Below are 18267 nucleotides of genomic sequence, written 5' to 3' on the forward strand. Positions count from 1 at the left end.
GAGTAGTCGCATGGAGGCGCGCAATGGTGAACACCCCCGCGGAACGACGTCGCGAAGCCCCCGACCGGAACCTGGCACTGGAGCTCGTGCGCGTCACCGAGGCAGCGGCGATGGCCGCGGGCCGCTGGGTGGGTCGTGGCGACAAGAACGGCGGCGACGGCGCGGCCGTCGACGCGATGCGCAAGCTCATCCACACCGTCTCGATGAGAGGCGTAGTGGTGATCGGCGAGGGCGAGAAGGACGAGGCGCCCATGCTGTTCAACGGTGAGGAAGTGGGCAACGGCGAGGGCCCCGACTGCGACGTCGCGGTCGACCCGATCGACGGCACCACGCTGATGGCCAAGGGCATGCCGAACGCGCTGGCCGTGCTGGCCGTGGCCGAGCGCGGGGCGATGTTCGACCCGTCCGCCGTGTTCTACATGGAGAAGCTCGCCGTGGGCCCGGAGGCGGCCGACGTCATCGACATCACCGCGCCGCTCGCGGAGAACATCCGCCGCGTCGCGAAGGCCAAGCACAGCGACGTGTCCGACGTGAACGTCTGCATCCTCGACCGCCCCCGGCACGAGCAGATCGTGCGGGAGGTGCGCCAGGCCGGCGCCCGCATCCACTTCATCTCCGACGGTGACGTGGCCGGTGCGATCGCGGCCGCGCGCCCCACGTCGGGCGTGGACATGCTCGTCGGCATCGGCGGCACCCCCGAGGGCATCATCGCCGCCGCGGCCCTCAAGTGCGTCGGTGGCGCCATCCAGGGCCGGTTGTGGCCGAAGGACGACGAGGAGCGCGAGAAGGCGATCGGAGCGGGCCACGACCTGTCCCGCGTGCTCACGACGAACGATCTCGTCAGTGGCGACAACGTCTTCTTCTGCGCCACGGGCGTGACCGACGGCGACCTCCTGCGCGGCGTGCACTACCGGGCGGGCGGCTGCACCACCCAGTCGATCGTCATGCGCTCCAAGTCCGGCACCGTGCGCATGATCGACGGCTTCCACAGCCTGCACAAGCTGCGCGAATACGCCTCGGTGGACTTCGACCTGCCGGAGGACGTGCAGCAGCCGCTGCCGTAGCCCGGTGTGAATCTGTGAACCGTTAACGGAGGGTCACCCTCCGAGTGACCCTAGTGACGGAGTCACTTTCGTCCTTAGTTTCCGACCTGACCCCGGCAACCCTGCGCCGGGTTCAGGAAAGGAACTCAACGATGAGGGCACGTTCGTTGTTCTCCGCGGTCGTCGTGGCCGCCGGCGCTCTGCTCGCCACGGTCACCGCGGCCACCGCGGCTCCGGCTCCCACCGCCGACGGCGAGGTCACGCCGATGATCGTCGGTGGCACCAACGCCTCCCAGGTCTACCCGTTCATGGTCTCCCTGCAGAGCACCTCGGGCAGCCACTTCTGCGGCGCGTCGCTGGTCAAGGCCAACTGGGTCGTGACGGCGAAGCACTGCGTCCAGGGCTCTTCGGCGTCCTCGATCCGCACCCGGATCGGCACCACGAACCGCACCAGCGGCGGCACCACGACCGGTGCGTCGCGCATCATCCTGCACCCGTCCGCCGACCTGGCGGTGGTGCAGCTCAACACCTCGGTCAGCCAGGCCCCGATCACCATCCCGACGTCGTCGGGCGCGGTCGGCACCGCGACCCGCATCATCGGCTGGGGCCAGACCTGCCCGGTCCGCGGCGCGTGTGGCGCTCCGGTGACCCTGCAGGAGCTCAACACCTCGATCGTCGCGGACAGCCGGTGCTCCGGCATCAGCGGTGTGTCGGAGATCTGCACCAACAACACCGGTGGCAACAAGGGCGCCTGCTACGGCGACTCGGGTGGCCCGCAGGTGAAGTCGGTCGGCGGCCGCTGGGAGCTCATCGGCGCCACCAGCCGCTCCGGTGGCGGCGCGAACTGCGCCCAGGCCCCGTCGATCTACGTCGACGTCGCGTACTACCGCTCGTGGATCAACTCGAACGTGGGCGGCCTGTAACCCCTGCGGTCCGGTAAACGCATTCCGAGGGCCCGTCTCCCATTCGTTATGGGAGGCGGGCTCTCGCCGTTGCAACCTGAGCACTCCTCCCGCCGTCTACTTCGGCAAGGGATGGATCAACCAGGGGGTACGCGATGCGGATGCTGCTCGTGGCGGTCGCGTTGATGTCGGTGGCGGGGTGCGCGCAGGGGGCTGTGCACGCCGAGACTCCAGCAGCCCCACCACATTCGGCGTCGCCTTCCGCGCCGCCTTCTTCCGAGGCGCCGCCTTCCACGCCCTCGTCGACGCCTGTCCCGCCGCCTCCGCCTCCGCCGCCGCCGGTGAAGCCGACGCCGTGCACCATCAGCGACGGCGCGTGCATCCAGCTCTCCACGAACCAGTCGTGGGTCGTCCGGGGCGACAAGATCGTCTACGGCCCGACGCCGATCACCCACGGCCGCAAGGGCTTCGAGACGCCGCTCGGCAACTTCCCGGTGCTGCGCAAGGTGAAGGACGAGTGGAGCCGGCCGTACAACGCGGCGATGCCGTGGTCGACGTACTTCACCGAGAGCGGCATCGCGTTCCACGAGGGTTCGCTGACCGATCCGTCGCACGGCTGCATCCACCTGGACCCGCCGTCGGCGAAGTACTACTTCACCAACCTTTCGATTGGCGACACCGTCCAGGTGGTCTCATGATCATCAACCATGAGAGCCCTGGCCATAGCGGCCTTGTTCCTGCTTAGCTCCGCGTCGCCGGCGCAGGCCTCCGGCTGCACCGTCCACAACGGAGCCTGCGTGCAGAAGCACACGAACCTGGCGTGGCTCGTCTCCAACGGCGTGACGAGCTACGGCCCGGTCCGGATCAGCCACGGCAAGCCCGGCTTCGGCACACCCGTCGGCGACTTCCCGGTGTTGCGCAAGGTGAAGGACGACTGGAGCGTCCCCTACAACGGACCGATGCCCAACGCGGTCTACTTCACCACCGACGGCGTCGCGTTCCACCAGGGCGACCTGAACTCCCAGTCGCACGGCTGTGTGCGCCTGACCTGGCACGACTCCGAGGTCTTCTACGACAACCTGTTCCCCGGCGAACGCGTCCAGGTCCTTCCATAAGAAGATGATTCAAGTCACCCGGTAGTGGCTACTCCATTACAGAGGGGTGATGCGAGATGCGAGTTCTGATCGCGACGGTGCTCCTGATCCTCGGCTTCGCTGTACCCGCACAGGCTCAGGCGGGATGCACCGTCCACAACGGAGCGTGCCTGGAGAAGCACACGAACCAGGCGTGGCTGGTCTTCAACGGCAGAACGAGCTACGGGCCGGTGACCATCAGCCACGGCAAGCCGGGGTACGAGACCCCGGTGGGCACGTTCTCGGTGCTGCGCAAGGTGAAGAACGACTGGAGCGTCCCCTACAACGGCCCGATGCCGAACGCGGTGTACTTCACCACGACCGGTATCGCGTTCCACCAGGGTGACACTGCCGTCCAGTCCCACGGGTGCATCCGGATGCCCATGGATGCGTCGCTCGTGTTCTACGACAACCTGATGATCGGCGAGCAGGTGCAGGTACTGCCCTAGTTCGCCCGTTGGAAGGCCTGACCGGCTCCCGGTCGGGCCTTCTAGCAGGTCGCGCGCTTCTTCGCGAAGTCGTCCGCGGTGAGGTAGTCGCCGTCGTAGCTGACCTTGCCGTCCTTCAGGCCGTCGAGCGTGAACTCCACGACGGGCGTGCTGCCGTCGTGGAGTTGCACGGACAGCCGGAGCGGTTCGGCACCGTCCGGCCGCTGCCAGGCGACCTCCTCCTCGGCACCGCCTGGTTTCTGGCCCACGGTGAGCTCGCGGACCTCCGCCGGCTGCGCGAACCCGATCCGCCAGACCTCCTTCTCGCCGGCCTGGACCCACATGGCCCTGACGCCCGGCCCACCGCAGCCGGCGTCGACGAACTGCGGCAGCCCGGTCGGCGTGAGTTTCGCGGCCCAGGTGTGCTCCGAGGAGCATCCGCCGAGCACGGTGACCGCGGCGAGCACCGCGATCGTCTTCCACCGGGTCATTCCGCTCTCCTCAGCCGACAGCCGCCCACCAGCACCCATCATCGCGTCCCATCACCGAGACGCGGGCGGCGAGACCGTTCGGCAACCACCCCGTGAGCCGTTCGAGTTCCTTGCCGGCCACGACCAGGGCCGTCCCGGGGTCGGCGGACAGGTCGTCGAGCAGCACGGGCACGTCCACCGCGCTGAAGTCCACATCGGACACCGGCCGCCCGGCGGGCTCGTCGTTCGCCCGCACGATCCGCCAGCCCTCGTACCCCTCCCACTCGACCTCGGCCGCGTTCAGCGTGGCCACGAACTCGTCCAGGCGCGCGTGCGGCGCCACGAGCGCGATCGTCCCACCGAACCGCCCGGCCAGCGCGCTCAGCCGCAACGGGTGCTCCAGGCTCGCGGGCTCGGCCTTCGTCCGCGCGTACGGCACCCCGAGCCGCCGCGCGACCCGTTCGACCGTCGCGTGCACCCCGTCCTCCAGCGCCGCGACGACCAGCTCGACGTCCCGCGACCGGTTGAGCGCCTCCGGCAACGCGAGCTGCGCGACGGCGAACCCAGGTAGCACCGCGACGTCCGGGCTCAGCAGGTCCGGCACCGTCAGCTCGACCAGCACGTCGGAACCCCAGCCCGACGTGCTGGTCGAGGCGTTGACCCGCCGCTCGACGAGGTCGGACAACGGCTGCCAGTACACCGCGCGCGGCCGGCGCGCGACGGGCCCGGCCCACCACGGGATGCCCGGCACCATCTCAGCCCAGTAGACGTGAATCACGAGATCCCCCAGGGTTGCGTCGGTGCGCGTCCCCCTGACACGCGCAACCCAGTGCGTTCAGATGCCCATGTTAGCGACGGGCACCGACGTCCCGCTGTCGTCTCGCTGACGCGCGAGGAGCCTCTCGACCGTCGCCTCGATGGCGTCGACCCGCTTCAGCGCGGTCTCGTGGTCCACCCCGTCGTCCTCCCTGGCCAGCGTGTAGATCACCCCGCCGGCGCTCGCCACGTGGTCGGGCACCCACACGATGCCGCGCTCCCGCAGCAGCGCGGCCACCCCGTCGTCGGTGAGCTGGTTGTTGGCCGGCCCCACGACCAGCCGGACATCCAGCCGTGCCACCGTCTCCGGGCTCAGCACCCCGCCCACCGCGGCGGGCACCAGCACGTCCGCCTCGACCTCGTACGCCTCGTCCGGGTGCACCCAGCCGAACTCGCCCGTCCGCCTGCTGCCGTCCACATCGGACACCGTGATGTCCGCGCCTTCGAGCCCTCTCGCGATCAGCTCCCCCACCGACCCGAACCCGCTGATCACGACCTTCCTGCCGGTGAGGTCCGGCGTGCCGAAGGTGTGCCGCGCGGCCGCCCTCAACGCCGCCAGCACTCCCCGCGCCGTCGGCCCGCTCGACGATCCCGTGCCGCCGTTCTCCTCGGGCAGGCAGTAGGCGTGCGGCGTGAGCTCCCTGAGCACCAGCATGTCGGCCGGTCCGGTCCCGACGTCCGGCCCTGCGCGGTAGGAGCCGCCGAACTCGTTGATCAGGTCCGCGTGGTCGAGCAGCACGGCGCGCCTGCGTTCCGGCGTGAGTTCGCGGTCCACCACGATCACGCTCTTGGCTCCCCCGTGCGGAATCCCGGCCGCCTCGCACTTCAGCGTCATCGCCCTCGACAACCGCAGCACGTCCGTGACGGCGTCGGTGATCCGCGCGTACGGCTTCATCCGGCACCCGCCGACCGCCGGTCCCGCCTCGGTCGAGTGCAGGGCGACCATGGTGGTCATCCCAGAGCGCTTCCCGGTGCGGACGACGAGTCGTTCGTGCTCCCACATCTGCGTTCCTCCCGAACATCGGTCAGGTATCGACCTCGAAGTTAGGGTGAAGGGCAACGGTTGATGCGCGCCGCCGAACGTTGTTCGGCTCGACGGCCTGGGGAGCGCGATGGATGAACTTGATTCGGCGATCGTGCGCGAACTGCAGCGCGATGCCCGGCAGTCGAACCGCGACATCGCCCGCAAGGTGGGCGTCGCGCCGTCGACGTGCCTGGAGCGCACCCGGCTGCTGCGCGAGCGGGGCGTGATCCGCGGCTACCACGCCGACATCGCGCCGTCCGCGCTGAACCGGGGCGTGCAGGCGCTGGTGTCGGTGCAGGTCCGCCCGCTGAGCCGCACCGTGATCGACGCCTTCAAGGCCTTCGCCGCGGGCCTTCCCGAGGTGACGGCGGTGTTCGTGATGGCGGGCAGCGACGACTTCGTGATCCACGTGAGCGCCCAGGACAACGACCGCCTGCACGCGTTCCTGGTCGACAGGCTGAGTCAGCGCAAGGAGATCGTCGGCTTCCGCACGTCGATCATCTTCCAGCACCTGGCGAAGCACGACCCGGCGCCGCTGCCGGGGGCCTGACAGACCCCCGGCGCGCGTGTCAGCTGCCGTCGCTCGAATGCCCCGGGAACAGGTGCGCCGAGGGGTTGAGGGCCACCGCGATGTTGTTCACCGCGGTCGCCGCCTCCCCGAACCCGGTCGCGATGAGCTTGACCTTGCCGGGGTACTGCGCGACGTCGCCCGCCGCGTAGATCCTGTCCAGCTTGGTCTTCATCGTGGAGTCGACGAGCACGGCGCGGTGGTCGAGCTCGAGTCCCCACGACTCGATCGGCCCGAGGTCCGCGGTGAAGCCGAGGGCGGCCACGACCGCCTGCGCGGGCAACGTCCGCGCGTCGCCACCCTTGACCTTGACGTCCACTTCGGACAGTGGTTCGCCGCGCAACGCCAGCACCTCGGCGTCGGTGATGATCTCCACGCCGAGCTCGCGCACCTGCCGCACGGTGGCCGCGTGCGCGCGGAAGTTGGCCCTGCGGTGGACGATCTTGACGCTCGCGGCGATCGGGTGCAGCGCCAGCGCCCAGTCGAACGCCGAGTCGCCACCGCCCACGATCACCACGTGCTGCCCGGCGTGTTCGGCCAGCACCGGCACGAAGTGCACCATGCCGCGGCCCAGCCAGCCGTCGCCGGCGGGCAGCGGACGCGGGTTGAACTCGCCCATGCCGGCCGTGATCAGCACGGCCTTGGTGGTGATCGAGGAACCGTCCGCGAGCCCGACCCGCAGACCGTCCTCAGTGGACTCGCAGGTGCGTGCCTGCTGGCCGAGCAGGTAGGTCGGCTTGAACTGCGCGGCCTGCTCCACCAGCCCGTTGACGAGGTCACGTCCCCGCACGGCGGGGAACCCGGCCACGTCGAAAATCATCTTCTCCGGATACATCGCCGTGACCTGGCCACCCGGTTCTGGCAGAGCGTCGACCACTGCGACGTTCATTTCCCGGAAGCCTGCGTAGTAAGCGGCGAACAACCCCGTGGGACCAGCTCCCACGATGAGGAGGTCGACGTCACGCTCCATGAGTGGTGCCCTTCTGCCAGTGGTGGGTGGCAGTGCTGTGATCGACGATAGAGACTCGGAGGTATGTCTGAACAGGAGTACCGCGTCGAGCACGACACGATGGGTGAGGTCCGCGTGCCGGTCGACGCATTGTGGCGCGCCCAAACACAACGCGCGGTGGAGAACTTCCCGATTTCCGGTCGAGGCCTGGAACGCGCCCAGATCAGAGCCCTGGGCCTGCTCAAGGCAGCGGCGGCCCGGGTCAACGCCCGCCTCGGCGTTCTCGACGCGGACCTCGCCGACGCCATCGCCGCGGCGGCCGACGAGGTGGCCGCCGGCCAGTGGGACGCCCACTTCCCGGTCGACGTCTTCCAGACGGGTTCCGGCACGTCCTCGAACATGAACGCCAACGAGGTCATCGCCACCCTCGCCACCCGTGCACTGGGCAGCGACGTGCACCCGAACGACCACGTCAACGCCTCGCAGTCGTCCAACGACACGTTCCCGACGACCCTGCGAGTGGCCGCCACCGAGGCCGTGGTGACCGACGTGATCCCGTCGCTCGAGCACCTCCTGGGCGTCCTGGAGTCACGCGCTCTCGAATGGGCGGACCTGGTCAAGTCGGGCCGCACGCACCTCATGGACGCCGTCCCGATCACCCTGGGCCAGGAGGCGGGCGCCTGGGCGGCCCAGGTCCGCTACTCCGTGGAGCGCCTGCGGTCCTCTGTCCCGCGCCTGGCGGAACTGCCGATCGGCGGCACCGCGGTGGGCAGCGGCCTGAACGCCCCCGAGGGCTTCGGCGCGGCGGTCGCGGCAGAACTGGCCAAGACCACCGACCTGCCGCTGGTGGAGGCCCGCGACCACTTCGAGGCCCAGGCCACCCAGGACGGCGTGGTCGAGATCTCCGGCCAGCTCCGCGCGTCGGCCGTGGCACTGTTCAAGATCGCCAACGACCTCCGCTGGCTGGGCTCGGGCCCCCGCACCGGCCTCGGCGAACTGGCACTGCCCGACCTCCAGCCGGGCAGCTCGATCATGCCGGGCAAGGTCAACCCGGTGATCTCCGAAGCCACGATGATGGTCGTGGCGCAGGTCATCGGCAACGACGCCACCGTCGCGTTCGCCGGCTCGCAGGGCAACTTCCAGCTGAACGTGATGCTGCCGGTCATCGCCCGCAACGTCCTGGAGTCGTCCCGCCTGCTGGCCGCCGTGGCAAGACTCCTGGCGGACAAGGTCCTCGCGGGCACCGAACCGCAGGTGGCGCGGATGAGCGAGTACGCCGAGTCGTCCCCGTCCATCGTCACGCCGCTGAACCGCTTCATCGGCTACGAGGAGGCGGCGTCGATCGCCAAGCAGTCGCTGAAGGAACGCAAGACGATCCGCGAGGTGGTGCTGGAACGCGGCCACGTGCCGGGCAAGCTCACCGAGGAACAGCTGGACGCGGCGCTCGACGTGCTGCACATGGCCCGCGGCGGCCGCTGAGGTCGGGGTTCCGGTGCCGGGGCTTCCCGGCACCGGGCTCGAACGAGCTGACTCGGCGTTACCGTGAACTGGTCGCGACCGCCCGCCGTCGCGACGTACGAGGGCCGAGTCGAGACGGTGACCAGGTCCCGCCCACTCGCGTCGGCGTGGCGGGAGAAGATCTCGCAGCCCACCTCGACCTCGAACGGATGCACCGCGTCGAGCCACGCGTCGTCGTCGGCGTCGAAGACGTAGAACTTCTCGACGAAGCTCCAGACGGCGCCGTCAGCGTCGGTGAGCTGAACTTCCACCACACCCGGCCGAGGTTCGTCGCTCACCCAGCGCACGGCCTGGCACCGGCCCCGCGTCAGGAGTACATCGCGAGCCAAATCGCGATGTAGTGGCAGATCGCCGCCACCACGGTCGCGGCGTGGAAGAACTCGTGGTACCCGAACACCTGCGGCCAGGGGTTGGGCCACCGGGTCGCGTAGAACACCGCGCCGACCGTGTAGAGCGCCCCGCCCACCAGCAGCAGCACGAGGGCGGCAACCCCGGCGTGGTGCAGCAGCTCGGGCAGCACGAAGATCGCGACCCACCCGAGAGCGATGTAGATCGGCACCCCGAGCCACCGCGGCGCGTGCGGCCAGGCCAGCTTCAACGTGACACCGAGGATCGCGCCGACCCACACCACGGTCAGCACGACGCGTCCGGTGCCGGGATTCATCGCCAGCAGCGCGAACGGCGTGTAGGTGCCGGCGATGAACACGAAGATCATCGAGTGGTCCATGCGCTTCATCCACGTGCGCACGCGGTCGGACGTCCACGTCACGCGGTGGTACAGCGCCGAGACGCCGAAGAGGCCCAGGACGGTCAGGCCGTAGACGGAGGTTGCCAGGGCAGCACGCGCGGACACCGTGGACGCCGCGAGAGCGATCAACGTCGCGCCTGTCGCCACCGAGGCGATGAACGACCAGAAGTGCAGCCATCCACGCAGGCGCGGCCGCAGTCCGGGCTGGGGAGGAACGGTCGCATTGGTCACGAGGTCCTAGGTTACGCGACCGTAGGTTTCCGACCAGTACTCAGTGATGAACCTTGCACGGCGTACGCTGTTCGGACGTGGCACTCCGCACCCGTGTGAAAGACGTCGCTATCCACCTCTACGAGTGGATTCTCCGCCGCGAACTGAGCACGACGCCACAGGCGCCCAAGCACGTCGGCGTGGTCCTCGACGGCAACCGCAGGTGGGCCAGGGAAGCCGGCTTCACCGATGTCGCGCACGGGCACAGGGCCGGCGCGCGCAAGATCCTCGAACTGCTCGACTGGTGCGCTGACGCCGATGTCGAGGTCGTCACCCTCTGGATGCTGAGCACCGACAACCTCAACCGCGACAACGACGAGCTCGCGCCGTTGCTCGACATCATCGCGGACATCACCGACGAGCTGGCCGGGGACGGCAAGCCGTGGCGCGTCCGGCACGTCGGCGCCATCGACATGCTGCCCAAGGAGCACGCCGAGCGCCTCACGAACGCCGCGGCCCGCACGAGGAACCGCACGGGCATCCAGGTCAACGTCGCCGTCGCGTACGGCGGGCGGCAGGAGATCGCGGACGCCGTCCGGAAGCTCCTGCAGGCGCACGCCGAGCGCGGCGGCACCATCGAGGAACTCGCCGAGGTGCTCGACGTCGACCACATCGCGGAGCACCTCTACACGTCCGGGCAGCCCGACCCCGACCTGATCATCCGCACGTCGGGTGAGCAGCGGCTCTCCGGCTTCATGCTCTGGCAGTCGGCGCACTCGGAGTTCTGGTTCTGCGAGGCCTACTGGCCCGGTTTCCGGCGCACCGACTTCCTGCGGGCCATGCGCGAGTACGCCAAGCGCCACCGCCGTTACGGCAGCTGACGCAACGCCGAAGGGGCGCCCACCGCGAGGTGAGCGCCCCTTCGGACCGAGAACGTCAGCCCTCGACGTTGACGTCGTCGCCGTCCACGACGCCGCCCGCGGCGCAGGTCTCGGTGAGGCTCGGGGAGTTGATCGGCACCGCAGCACCCAGCACGCCGACGTTGTTGCCGCAGGCGCCGACAACGGCGTTGACGTTGTTGCCGTTCAGCACGCTCAGCACCGAGCCGTTGGTCTGGTGGAAGTCAGGTGCCGCGGACGCCATCCCGGTGGCGCCGAACATCATGAGGCCAGCCGCAGCGACCGTGGCGACACACGCCTTCTTCAGCATTTCTTCTCCTTGTAGACAGGTACTAAATATCAGAAAGAGCCCAGGGACGCCCTGAAATGACGTCCCTGGACCATGAATCAACTGCGAGCGAAAATCAGCCGTCGACGTTCACGTCGTCGCCGTCCACGATGCCGCCGGCAGCGCAGGTGTCGGTGATGCTCGGGGAGTTGATCGGCACCGCAGCACCCAGCACGCCGACGTTGTTGCCGCAGACGCCGAGAACGGCGTTGACGTTGTTGCCGTTCAGCACGCTCAGGAGCGAGCCGTTGGTCTGGTGGAAGCCGTGGTAGTGGTGGTGGTGATCGTCGTCCCCTCCCGCCATGGCTGCCGGGGCGAACGCGAGCGACAGAGCAGCAGCGGCGGCGACCACTGCGAAAGTCCTCTTCACGTCATTCTCCTTCATGTCGGGTCATCCCCGTCATTTCCGGAGTCTTCGGGGATCTCCGGACTTGGGGTCCTCGTGCGAAAGTTACCCGCGCCCGTTCAGCTTGATGCGCCCATTAGCCCCATTGTGTGACGTCAAGATCAACGACATTCCCCGATCAGGTGGTCGTCGTTTCACGATTCGGTCGCGAGTAAGGCGCTGTGGTAGACGCCTTAAGCTCTCCGACTCATGGACGCCAACGAGCTGGTGCGCGGATATCTGGTGCTGGGGCTGCGGCTCGGGCGCCTGGTGTCCGGGTTCGTCGACTCGTTCACCGGCGACCCGGCCCTGAGCCGCGCCGTCGACAACGAGCCGCGCCTGCACCCGAGGGCACTGGGCGACCACGCGCGGTCGCTGCGCCGGGAGATCCCCGGCAGTGACCTCACTGAGCAGCGCAAACAGTTCCTCGACGCGCACCTGCGGGCGTTGGAGTGCACGGCCCGCAGGCTCGACGGCGAGCGCATCTCGTTCGTCGACGAGGTCGAGCGGTACTTCCAGGTCCGCATCCGCCCCGGCGACGAGGACGCGTACGCGCAGGCCCACCGCAACCTCGACGTGGCGCTCGCCGGGCCGGGTTCGCTCGCGGACCGCCTCACGGCCTTCCGCGCGGCCGACGAGGTGCCCGCACGCAGGCTCCAGGGCGCCGTGCAGGCCCTGTCGAGCGCGCTGAGGGACCGGGTGCGCCAGAAGTACGCGCTGCCCGAGCAGGAGATCGTGGAGTACCGGGTCGTCACCAACAAGCCGTGGAGCGGCTTCAACTACTACCTGGGCGGCTACCGCAGCAGGGTCGCGATCAACGCCGACATGGGTCACCGGATGGCGAACCTGCCGCACCTGGTCGCCCACGAGTCCTACCCGGGCCACCACACCGAGCACTGCCGGAAGGAGTCGGGCCTGGTCGCCAAGCGCGGCCACGCGGAGCAGTCGATCTTCCTGATCAACACTCCGCAGTGCCTGATGGCCGAGGGCATGGCGGACCTCGGCCTGCACGCCGCCGTCGGGCCTGGCTGGGGCTTGTGGACGGAGCAGATCTTCCGCGACCTGGGGTTGCGAATGGACGGCGAACTGTCCGAAAAGGTCGAGGCGGCGGCATCGGGCCTGCTCACGGTCCGGCAGGACGCCGCTCTGCTGCTACACGATCGAGGTGCGGACCAGGATGACGTGGTTGCGCATCTGCGCAGGTGGCTGCTAGTTCCAGAGCGTCGCGCACGGCAGATGGTCCGCTTCCTGGCCGATCCGCTGTGGCGCGCGTACACCACGACTTACGTCGAAGGGGTGCGTCTCGTACGGGCCTGGCTCGACGTCCGGGCGCCCGGCGAATCGCTCGACTCCCGCTATCTGAGACTTCTCGACGAGCCCCTCGTGCCGAATTCACTCGAATCCCAGGTCAGGGACGGCTTGTCGTGGTTGGCGCGCAACACCCACGAGAACAGCATGTGACCAGCGGAAACACGGCTGCGGTCACGTTTCGGGATGTTTTCGGGCAGATGACAACTCGGGATTCACCTGTGTGGCTTCGTGCAGATGGGGCACTTCCGCAGGTAACTTCGAAAGCGGCGGGACGCGACCACTGCGGACCGCGCAGGGAGGCTCTGATCGTGGCAGACAACGTCGCGAGGGGGCCGGCACCCGGCCCTCGTGGTCGACCTGCCTGACGCCACACCGGCGGACGGCGGGACGATCAATCAGGGTGGTGCCTGGCCCAGCGAGGAGCGGACGCGGGTGCCGCGTTCGTGAGGGAGTTGCCGTGAACGCACGACGTCCCGCGAGCCGTTCCTCAGGCTCATCGCGCAGTTCTTCCTCCCGGCGCAAGTCCGCCGCCCCAGCCATCACGACATATGTGCTGGACACGTCGGTACTGCTGTCCGATCCTCTCGCCGCCACCCGTTTCGCGGAGCACGAGGTCGTGCTCCCGCTCGTGGTGATCAGCGAGCTGGAGGGCAAGCGCCACCACCCCGAACTGGGCTGGTTCGCGAGGGAAGCACTGCGACTGCTCGACGACCTGCGCTTGCGGCATGGTCGCCTCGATTCGCCGATCCCCATCGGGGATCTGGGAGGCACCTTGCACGTCGAGCTCAACCACTCCGACCAGGAGGTGTTGCCATCAGGTTTCCGAACGGACTCCAACGACGCCCGAATCCTCGCCTGCTCCCTCAACCTCGCTGCTGAGGGACGCAACGTCACCCTGGTGACCAAGGACATGCCCCTGCGGGTCAAGGCCGGATCGGTCGGCCTGCAGGCGGAGGAGTACCGGGCACACGACGTCACCCTGTCAGGCTGGACGGGGATGTCCGATCTGGACGTCCCCCAGTCCATGGTGGACAGCCTGTTCAAGGAGAACGTCGTCGACCCCACCCAGTACGAGGACCTGGAGCACATCGCGGAACTGCCCTGCCACACCGGAATCCGGTTGCTGGCGGGTACCTCGAGCGCTCTGGGCCGGGTGACCGCGGACAAGCAGATCAAGCTGGTGCGCGGAGATCGGGAGGCGTTCGGACTGCACGGGAGGTCCGCCGAACAGCGGATCGCCCTGGACCTGCTGCTGGACTCGGAGGTCGGCATCGTCTCGCTGGGCGGGCGTGCCGGCACCGGAAAATCGGCACTGGCGCTGTGCGCCGGTCTCGAAGCGGTGATGGAACGCAGGCAGCACCGCAAGGTCGTGGTGTTCCGGCCGTTGTACGCGGTCGGTGGCCAGGAGCTCGGCTACCTGCCGGGTAGCGAGAACGAGAAGATGGGGCCGTGGGCGCAGGCGGTGTTCGACACCCTCGGCGCGCTGGTGAGCCAGGCGGTCGTGGAAGAGGTGATGGACAGGGGCATGCTAGAGGTCCTGCCCCTCACCCACATCCGCGGCCGCTCGCTGCACGACTCCTTCGTGATCGTGGACGAGGCGCAGTCGTTGGAGCGCAACGTGTTGCTGACCGTGCTGTCGCGTCTGGGCAGCAACTCGCGGGTGGTGCTGACGCACGACGTGGCGCAGCGCGACAACCTGCGGGTCGGCCGGCACGACGGCGTGGCGGCGGTGATCGAGAAGCTGAAGGGCCACCCGCTCTTCGCCCACGTCACCCTGACGCGCTCGGAGCGTTCGCCGATCGCGGCCCTCGTCACCGAGATGCTGGAGGACTACGCCTCGTAGCAGTGATGTGAAACGGCCCCGCGCAGCTTTCGTTGCGCGGGGCCGTTTTCCTGTGCGGGTCTAGTCGAGCGCGCGCTTCATGAAGCCGCGCAGACCGAGTCCGCCGAAGCCCGCGATCGCGACGACGAGCACGACCAGCACGATCGGCAACGGGATGTGCGGGACGTCCGGCACGAGCTCCGCGCGCATGCCCTCGCTCACGTAAGTCAGCGGGTTGAGCGCGCAGACCACCTTGAACCACAGCAGGTCGTCGCTCAGCGACCGCCACGGGAACTGCGCGGAACCCGTGAACAGGATCGGGGTGAGGATCACCGCGAACATCACGTTGACCCGGCGCGCGGGCACCGACGTGCCGATGACGAGGCCGACGCTGCCGCCGGCGAGACATCCGAGGACGATCACCAGCAGTGCGCCCGGGATTCCCGACCACTGCCACGACACGTCGAGCATCACGAACCCGACGGGCACCATCAGCACGGCCGCGAAGAACCCGCGGACCGCGCCGAACACGATCTTCTCCACCGCGACGAGCGGGATGGAGATCGGCGCGAGCAGCCGGTCCTCGATCTCGCGCGTCCAGGAGAAGTCCAGCACCAGCGGGAGCGTCGTGTTCTGCAACGCGCCCAGGAACCCGTTCATCGCGATGATGCCGGGTAACAGCACCTGCGCGAAGTCGTCCTGGACGTACCCGATGTCCCCCAGCACCTTCGCGAAGATGAAGAGGATGAAGAACGGCTGGATGATCACCTGCGCGAGGAAGCTCGGCAGTTCGCGGCCCGTGACGAAGACGTCGCGCCACAGGATCGCCTGGAACGTCCTGAGTTGGCTCACCGGAGCTCCCTGCCGGTCAGGTGGATGAAGACGTCTTCCAGGCTGGGCTTGCCGATCGCGACGTCGCTGACCGTGACGTCGAGGTCCCGCAGGACGTTCAGCACCGCCGGCAGCGTGACCGAGGTGTCTGCGTCGGTGTAGACGCGGTACGTGCCGTTGAGCTCCTCGACGCGCTGGGCGCCGTCCACTTCGGACAGAGCTTGGGTGATCTTGGCGATGTCGTGGCCGTTCGGGCTCACCGTGACGCTGACCGTGTTGCTGCCGGGCAGGGTCTTCGTGAGCTCGTCCGGCGCGTCCAGCGTAAGCAGCTTGCCGTGGTCGACGATGCCGACCCGGTCGCACAGCTTCGTGGCCTCGTCCATGTCGTGCGTGGTGAGCACGACCGTGACGCCGTCCGCGTGCAGTGCGGCGACGCGCTCGTGCACGAAGAGCCTGGCCTGCGGGTCGAGGCCGGTGCTCGGTTCGTCGAGGAACAGCACCTTCGGCCGGTGCATCAGGGCGCGGGCGATCATCAGCCGTTGCGCCTGACCGCCGGACAACGTGTCGACGAGCGCGTTCTGGTGGTCCTTGAGGCCCATCCGCTCGAGGATGTCGTCGGCGAGCTTCTGCCGTTCCTTCGGCCCGATGCCGTGGTAGGCCGCGTGGAACAGGAGGTTCTGCCGCGCGTTGAGAGACCGGTCGAGGTTGTTGCGCTGCGGCACGACGGCGAGCAGCTGCCGTGCGCGCTTGGAGTCGGTCACCACGTCGACGCCCTCCACGAGCGCCTGCCCCGAGGTGGGGCGGACGCGCGTGGTGAGGACACCGACCGTGGTCGTCTTGCCCGCGCCGTTGGGCCCGAGCAACCCGAAGACCTCACCCCGGCGGACGTCGAAACTCAATCCGTCCACCGCGGGTTTTTGGCCCGTTTTATAGACTTTGCGGAGATCTCTTACCGAGACCGCTTCGTCCACTAGTTCACCATCCCCCTGGCAACGGCCTTCCTTCCGCGAATCCAGCGGCGGACTGGATGCCGAGCACAGCCTTGTCGTGGAATTCCTCCAGCGAGTTCGCACCGGCATACGTGCAGGCCGAGCGAACGCCGGACGTTATCGCATCGAGCAGGTCCTCCACGCTCGGGCGCACCGGGTCCAGCTTCATCTTCGAAGTGGAGATGCCCTCTTCGAACAGCCCCTTCTTGGCCCGGTCGAACGCGTTGTCACTACGCGTCCGCGCCGTGACAGCACGCTTCGACGCCATTCCGAAGGATTCTTTGTAGAGGTTCCCGCGCTCGTCCCGCTGCAGGTCCCCGGGCGACTCGTACGTGCCGGCGAACCAGCTCCCGACCATCACGCTGCTGGCCCCGGCGGCCAACGCCAGCGCCACGTCCCGCGGATGCCGCACACCACCGTCGGCCCACACGTGCTTGCCGAGCTTCCGAGCCTCCGCGGCGCACTCCGCCACGGCGCTGAACTGCGGCCGCCCCACCCCGGTCATCATCCGCGTGGTGCACATCGCGCCGGGCCCGACACCGACCTTGATGATGTCCGCGCCGGCCTCGACCAGATCCCGGACGCCCTGCGCGGTGACGACGTTGCCCGCCGCGACCGGCACACCCGGGTTGGCTTCCTTGAGGGCCTTGAGCGCCGCGAGCATCTTCTCCTGGTGCCCGTGCGCCGTGTCCACGACCAGCACGTCGACCCCGGCCTTGATCAACGCCTCGGCCTTGGCCCGCACATCCCCGTTGACCCCGACAGCAGCCGCGACCCGCAACTTGCCGTCGTCGTCAGTGGCGGGCTTGTAGACCTCGGCCCTCAACGCGGTCAGCTCCGTCAGCACACCACGAAGCCTCATCGCCTCGTCCACACCCAACGCGATCTTGTGCGCGCTGTGGTGGAGCTCGTCGAACACGTCCTGAGGCCGCGAGTCGAGCGACAGCTTCAACACGTCGGTGTTCATCACGTCGCCAAGCCGCGCGAACCGGTCAACCCCGGTGAGCGCCGCCTCGTCGACAACGCCAAGGGGCCGCCCACCGTCGTCCACGACGACAACGGCCCCATGCGCCCGCTTGTGCAACAGGTTCCACGCGTCCGCAACCGCATCACCCGTGGTGAGCGTCAACGGCGTGTCCCAGACGGGATGCCGCTCCTTGACCCAGGCGATGATCTCGGCGACGGCTTCGGTGGGCACGTCCTGCGGGATGACGACAAGCCCGCCACGCCGCGCGATGGTCTCCGCCATCCGCCGCCCGGCCACGGCCGTCATGTTGGCGACGACGATCGGGATCGTGGCCCCGGTACCGTCCGAAGTGGAGAGGTCGACGCCGAACCGCGACTCCACGGCGCTTCGGCCGGGGACGAGGAACACGTCGTCGTAGGTCAGGTCGTAAGAGGGTCGATGCCCTTCGATGAACCGCACGTGCTTCCACGATACCCGCAGCGTCTCGCTTGGGCAGCTACGCGGACGTCACGTCGGCTTGCGGTCCGCGTCCGCCCTGCTCCACGCCCTGGCCCGGCTCGCGATCCGCGTCACCTCACGCCCTGGTCCGGCACCGAAGCCCGATTCGATGAGCCTGCAGCCGGTTCTCACGGCCCGGTTCTCACGACCCGGTTCTCACGACCCGGATGCGACCGAACCGGCTGTCCGGACTCACCTGGCGACGCAGTCCGAATCGGACGGACTCGGAGATCCCAGCTCGGCGACCTCGGACACAGCAGCCCCGTGCCTGACCGCTCCGCCCCGCCCCCGCGCTTCCTTACCTTGCGGAACGATTGGAATTCGGTTTCGGTTCCCCGCTATCCACAGCTTATCCAGCCACACGTTTCCGCAGGTCAAAGCTTCGCGATCTGGGGACAACTCGAGATCTTGACCGAAATGCGCGCGCC

22 protein-coding genes are annotated in these 18267 nt (G+C 68.5%); 11 read left to right on the forward strand and 11 right to left on the reverse strand.

The genetic code is table 11. From position 1 onward, the window contains the following. Positions 1 to 23: 23 nt before the first annotated feature. From glpX to DFR72_RS14735, 5 genes are all read left to right on the forward strand, one after another. Positions 24 to 1064, forward strand: a complete 1041-nt coding sequence (gene glpX, locus DFR72_RS14715; protein WP_090065604.1) for a class II fructose-bisphosphatase — start codon at positions 24 to 26, stop codon at positions 1062 to 1064. 131 nt (positions 1065 to 1195) lie between these two features. Next, positions 1196 to 1966 carry a S1 family peptidase gene (locus DFR72_RS14720; RefSeq protein WP_090065603.1) on the forward strand — a complete coding sequence of 257 codons (771 nt, stop codon included), beginning with the start codon at positions 1196 to 1198 and terminating at the stop codon, positions 1964 to 1966. A gap of 134 nt (positions 1967 to 2100) precedes the next feature. Beyond that, positions 2101 to 2643 carry a L,D-transpeptidase gene (locus DFR72_RS14725; protein ID WP_245982947.1) on the forward strand — a complete coding sequence of 181 codons (543 nt, stop codon included), beginning with the start codon at positions 2101 to 2103 and terminating at the stop codon, positions 2641 to 2643. Positions 2644 to 2652: 9 nt separating this feature from the next. Further along, the gene (locus DFR72_RS14730) at positions 2653 to 3060 is read left to right on the forward strand and encodes a L,D-transpeptidase (protein WP_090065602.1); all 408 of its coding nucleotides are present in this window, start codon (positions 2653 to 2655) and stop codon (positions 3058 to 3060) included. 56 nt (positions 3061 to 3116) lie between these two features. Next, positions 3117 to 3527, forward strand: a complete 411-nt coding sequence (locus DFR72_RS14735) for a L,D-transpeptidase (protein ID WP_090065601.1) — start codon at positions 3117 to 3119, stop codon at positions 3525 to 3527. A gap of 41 nt (positions 3528 to 3568) precedes the next feature. Here DFR72_RS14735 and DFR72_RS14740 read toward each other — a convergent pair whose 3' ends face one another. From DFR72_RS14740 to DFR72_RS14750, 3 genes are read right to left on the reverse strand one after another with little or no spacing between them, the layout of a single operon-like run. Then, positions 3569 to 3997: a hypothetical protein gene (locus DFR72_RS14740; RefSeq protein WP_090065600.1), complete on the reverse strand. Its 429-nt coding sequence runs from the start codon at positions 3995 to 3997 to the stop codon at positions 3569 to 3571. Between the two features lie 10 nt (positions 3998 to 4007). Next, complete coding sequence (locus tag DFR72_RS14745) at positions 4008 to 4754, reverse strand: hypothetical protein (protein WP_090065599.1); 747 nt, start codon at positions 4752 to 4754, stop codon at positions 4008 to 4010. A gap of 57 nt (positions 4755 to 4811) precedes the next feature. After that, positions 4812 to 5795 (reverse strand): Glu/Leu/Phe/Val dehydrogenase dimerization domain-containing protein, encoded by a 984-nt coding sequence (locus DFR72_RS14750; protein WP_090065598.1) that lies wholly within the window; start codon positions 5793 to 5795, stop codon positions 4812 to 4814. A gap of 109 nt (positions 5796 to 5904) precedes the next feature. Here DFR72_RS14750 and DFR72_RS14755 point away from each other — a divergent pair, with 109 nt between their 5' ends. Next, on the forward strand, positions 5905 to 6366 hold the full coding sequence (locus DFR72_RS14755) for an Lrp/AsnC family transcriptional regulator (protein WP_090065597.1): 462 nt from the start codon (positions 5905 to 5907) through the stop codon (positions 6364 to 6366). Between the two features lie 19 nt (positions 6367 to 6385). On the opposite strand, the gene DFR72_RS14760 is transcribed toward DFR72_RS14755, so the two are convergent. Beyond that, on the reverse strand, positions 6386 to 7354 hold the full coding sequence (locus DFR72_RS14760) for an NAD(P)/FAD-dependent oxidoreductase (protein WP_090065596.1): 969 nt from the start codon (positions 7352 to 7354) through the stop codon (positions 6386 to 6388). Between the two features lie 63 nt (positions 7355 to 7417). Here DFR72_RS14760 and DFR72_RS14765 point away from each other — a divergent pair, with 63 nt between their 5' ends. Both DFR72_RS14765 and DFR72_RS45530 read left to right on the forward strand, forming a co-directional pair. After that, positions 7418 to 8812, forward strand: a complete 1395-nt coding sequence (locus DFR72_RS14765) for a class II fumarate hydratase (RefSeq protein ID WP_090065595.1) — start codon at positions 7418 to 7420, stop codon at positions 8810 to 8812. A gap of 63 nt (positions 8813 to 8875) precedes the next feature. Beyond that, positions 8876 to 9046 carry a hypothetical protein gene (locus tag DFR72_RS45530; protein ID WP_170176272.1) on the forward strand — a complete coding sequence of 57 codons (171 nt, stop codon included), beginning with the start codon at positions 8876 to 8878 and terminating at the stop codon, positions 9044 to 9046. Positions 9047 to 9158: 112 nt separating this feature from the next. On the opposite strand, the gene trhA is transcribed toward DFR72_RS45530, so the two are convergent. Next, entirely contained in the window at positions 9159 to 9830 is a 672-nt protein-coding gene (trhA, locus tag DFR72_RS14770; protein WP_090065594.1) for a PAQR family membrane homeostasis protein TrhA, read from the reverse strand. A 77-nt stretch (positions 9831 to 9907) separates the two neighbouring features. Here trhA and DFR72_RS14775 point away from each other — a divergent pair, with 77 nt between their 5' ends. Continuing rightward, entirely contained in the window at positions 9908 to 10690 is a 783-nt protein-coding gene (locus tag DFR72_RS14775) for an isoprenyl transferase (protein WP_090065593.1), read from the forward strand. 55 nt (positions 10691 to 10745) lie between these two features. On the opposite strand, the gene DFR72_RS14780 is transcribed toward DFR72_RS14775, so the two are convergent. Both DFR72_RS14780 and DFR72_RS14785 read right to left on the reverse strand, forming a co-directional pair. Further along, positions 10746 to 11018, reverse strand: a complete 273-nt coding sequence (locus tag DFR72_RS14780; protein ID WP_090065592.1) for a hypothetical protein — start codon at positions 11016 to 11018, stop codon at positions 10746 to 10748. A gap of 94 nt (positions 11019 to 11112) precedes the next feature. Beyond that, positions 11113 to 11406: a hypothetical protein gene (locus DFR72_RS14785; RefSeq protein WP_245982949.1), complete on the reverse strand. Its 294-nt coding sequence runs from the start codon at positions 11404 to 11406 to the stop codon at positions 11113 to 11115. A gap of 225 nt (positions 11407 to 11631) precedes the next feature. Between DFR72_RS14785 and DFR72_RS14790 the strand changes: the two genes are divergently transcribed. Together DFR72_RS14790 and phoH2 are read left to right on the forward strand one after the other, a co-directional pair. Further along, positions 11632 to 12882, forward strand: coding sequence for a DUF885 domain-containing protein (locus DFR72_RS14790; protein ID WP_090065590.1), 1251 nt, complete (start codon positions 11632 to 11634; stop codon positions 12880 to 12882). Between the two features lie 388 nt (positions 12883 to 13270). Further along, positions 13271 to 14575, forward strand: coding sequence for an RNA 5'-3' helicase PhoH2 (phoH2, locus tag DFR72_RS14795; protein ID WP_372511259.1), 1305 nt, complete (start codon positions 13271 to 13273; stop codon positions 14573 to 14575). 60 nt (positions 14576 to 14635) lie between these two features. On the opposite strand, the gene DFR72_RS14800 is transcribed toward phoH2, so the two are convergent. Genes DFR72_RS14800 through DFR72_RS47485 form a run of 4 tightly spaced genes read right to left on the reverse strand, consistent with a single transcriptional unit; the run spans position 14636 to position 17971 of the window. Then, positions 14636 to 15406, reverse strand: a complete 771-nt coding sequence (locus DFR72_RS14800; protein ID WP_090065588.1) for an ABC transporter permease — start codon at positions 15404 to 15406, stop codon at positions 14636 to 14638. After that, entirely contained in the window at positions 15403 to 16356 is a 954-nt protein-coding gene (locus DFR72_RS14805; protein WP_090065587.1) for an ABC transporter ATP-binding protein, read from the reverse strand. The genes DFR72_RS14800 and DFR72_RS14805 overlap by 4 nt, the downstream gene beginning before the upstream one ends. A 4-nt stretch (positions 16357 to 16360) precedes the next feature. Further along, the gene (locus DFR72_RS14810; protein WP_090065586.1) at positions 16361 to 17800 is read right to left on the reverse strand and encodes a GuaB1 family IMP dehydrogenase-related protein; all 1440 of its coding nucleotides are present in this window, start codon (positions 17798 to 17800) and stop codon (positions 16361 to 16363) included. A 48-nt stretch (positions 17801 to 17848) separates the two neighbouring features. After that, the gene (locus DFR72_RS47485; protein WP_256239010.1) at positions 17849 to 17971 is read right to left on the reverse strand and encodes a hypothetical protein; all 123 of its coding nucleotides are present in this window, start codon (positions 17969 to 17971) and stop codon (positions 17849 to 17851) included. Between the last annotated feature and the right edge of the window lie 296 nt (positions 17972 to 18267).

The organism is Lentzea flaviverrucosa (assembly GCF_003350445.1).
GTDB classification, from domain to species: domain Bacteria; phylum Actinomycetota; class Actinomycetes; order Mycobacteriales; family Pseudonocardiaceae; genus Lentzea; species Lentzea californiensis.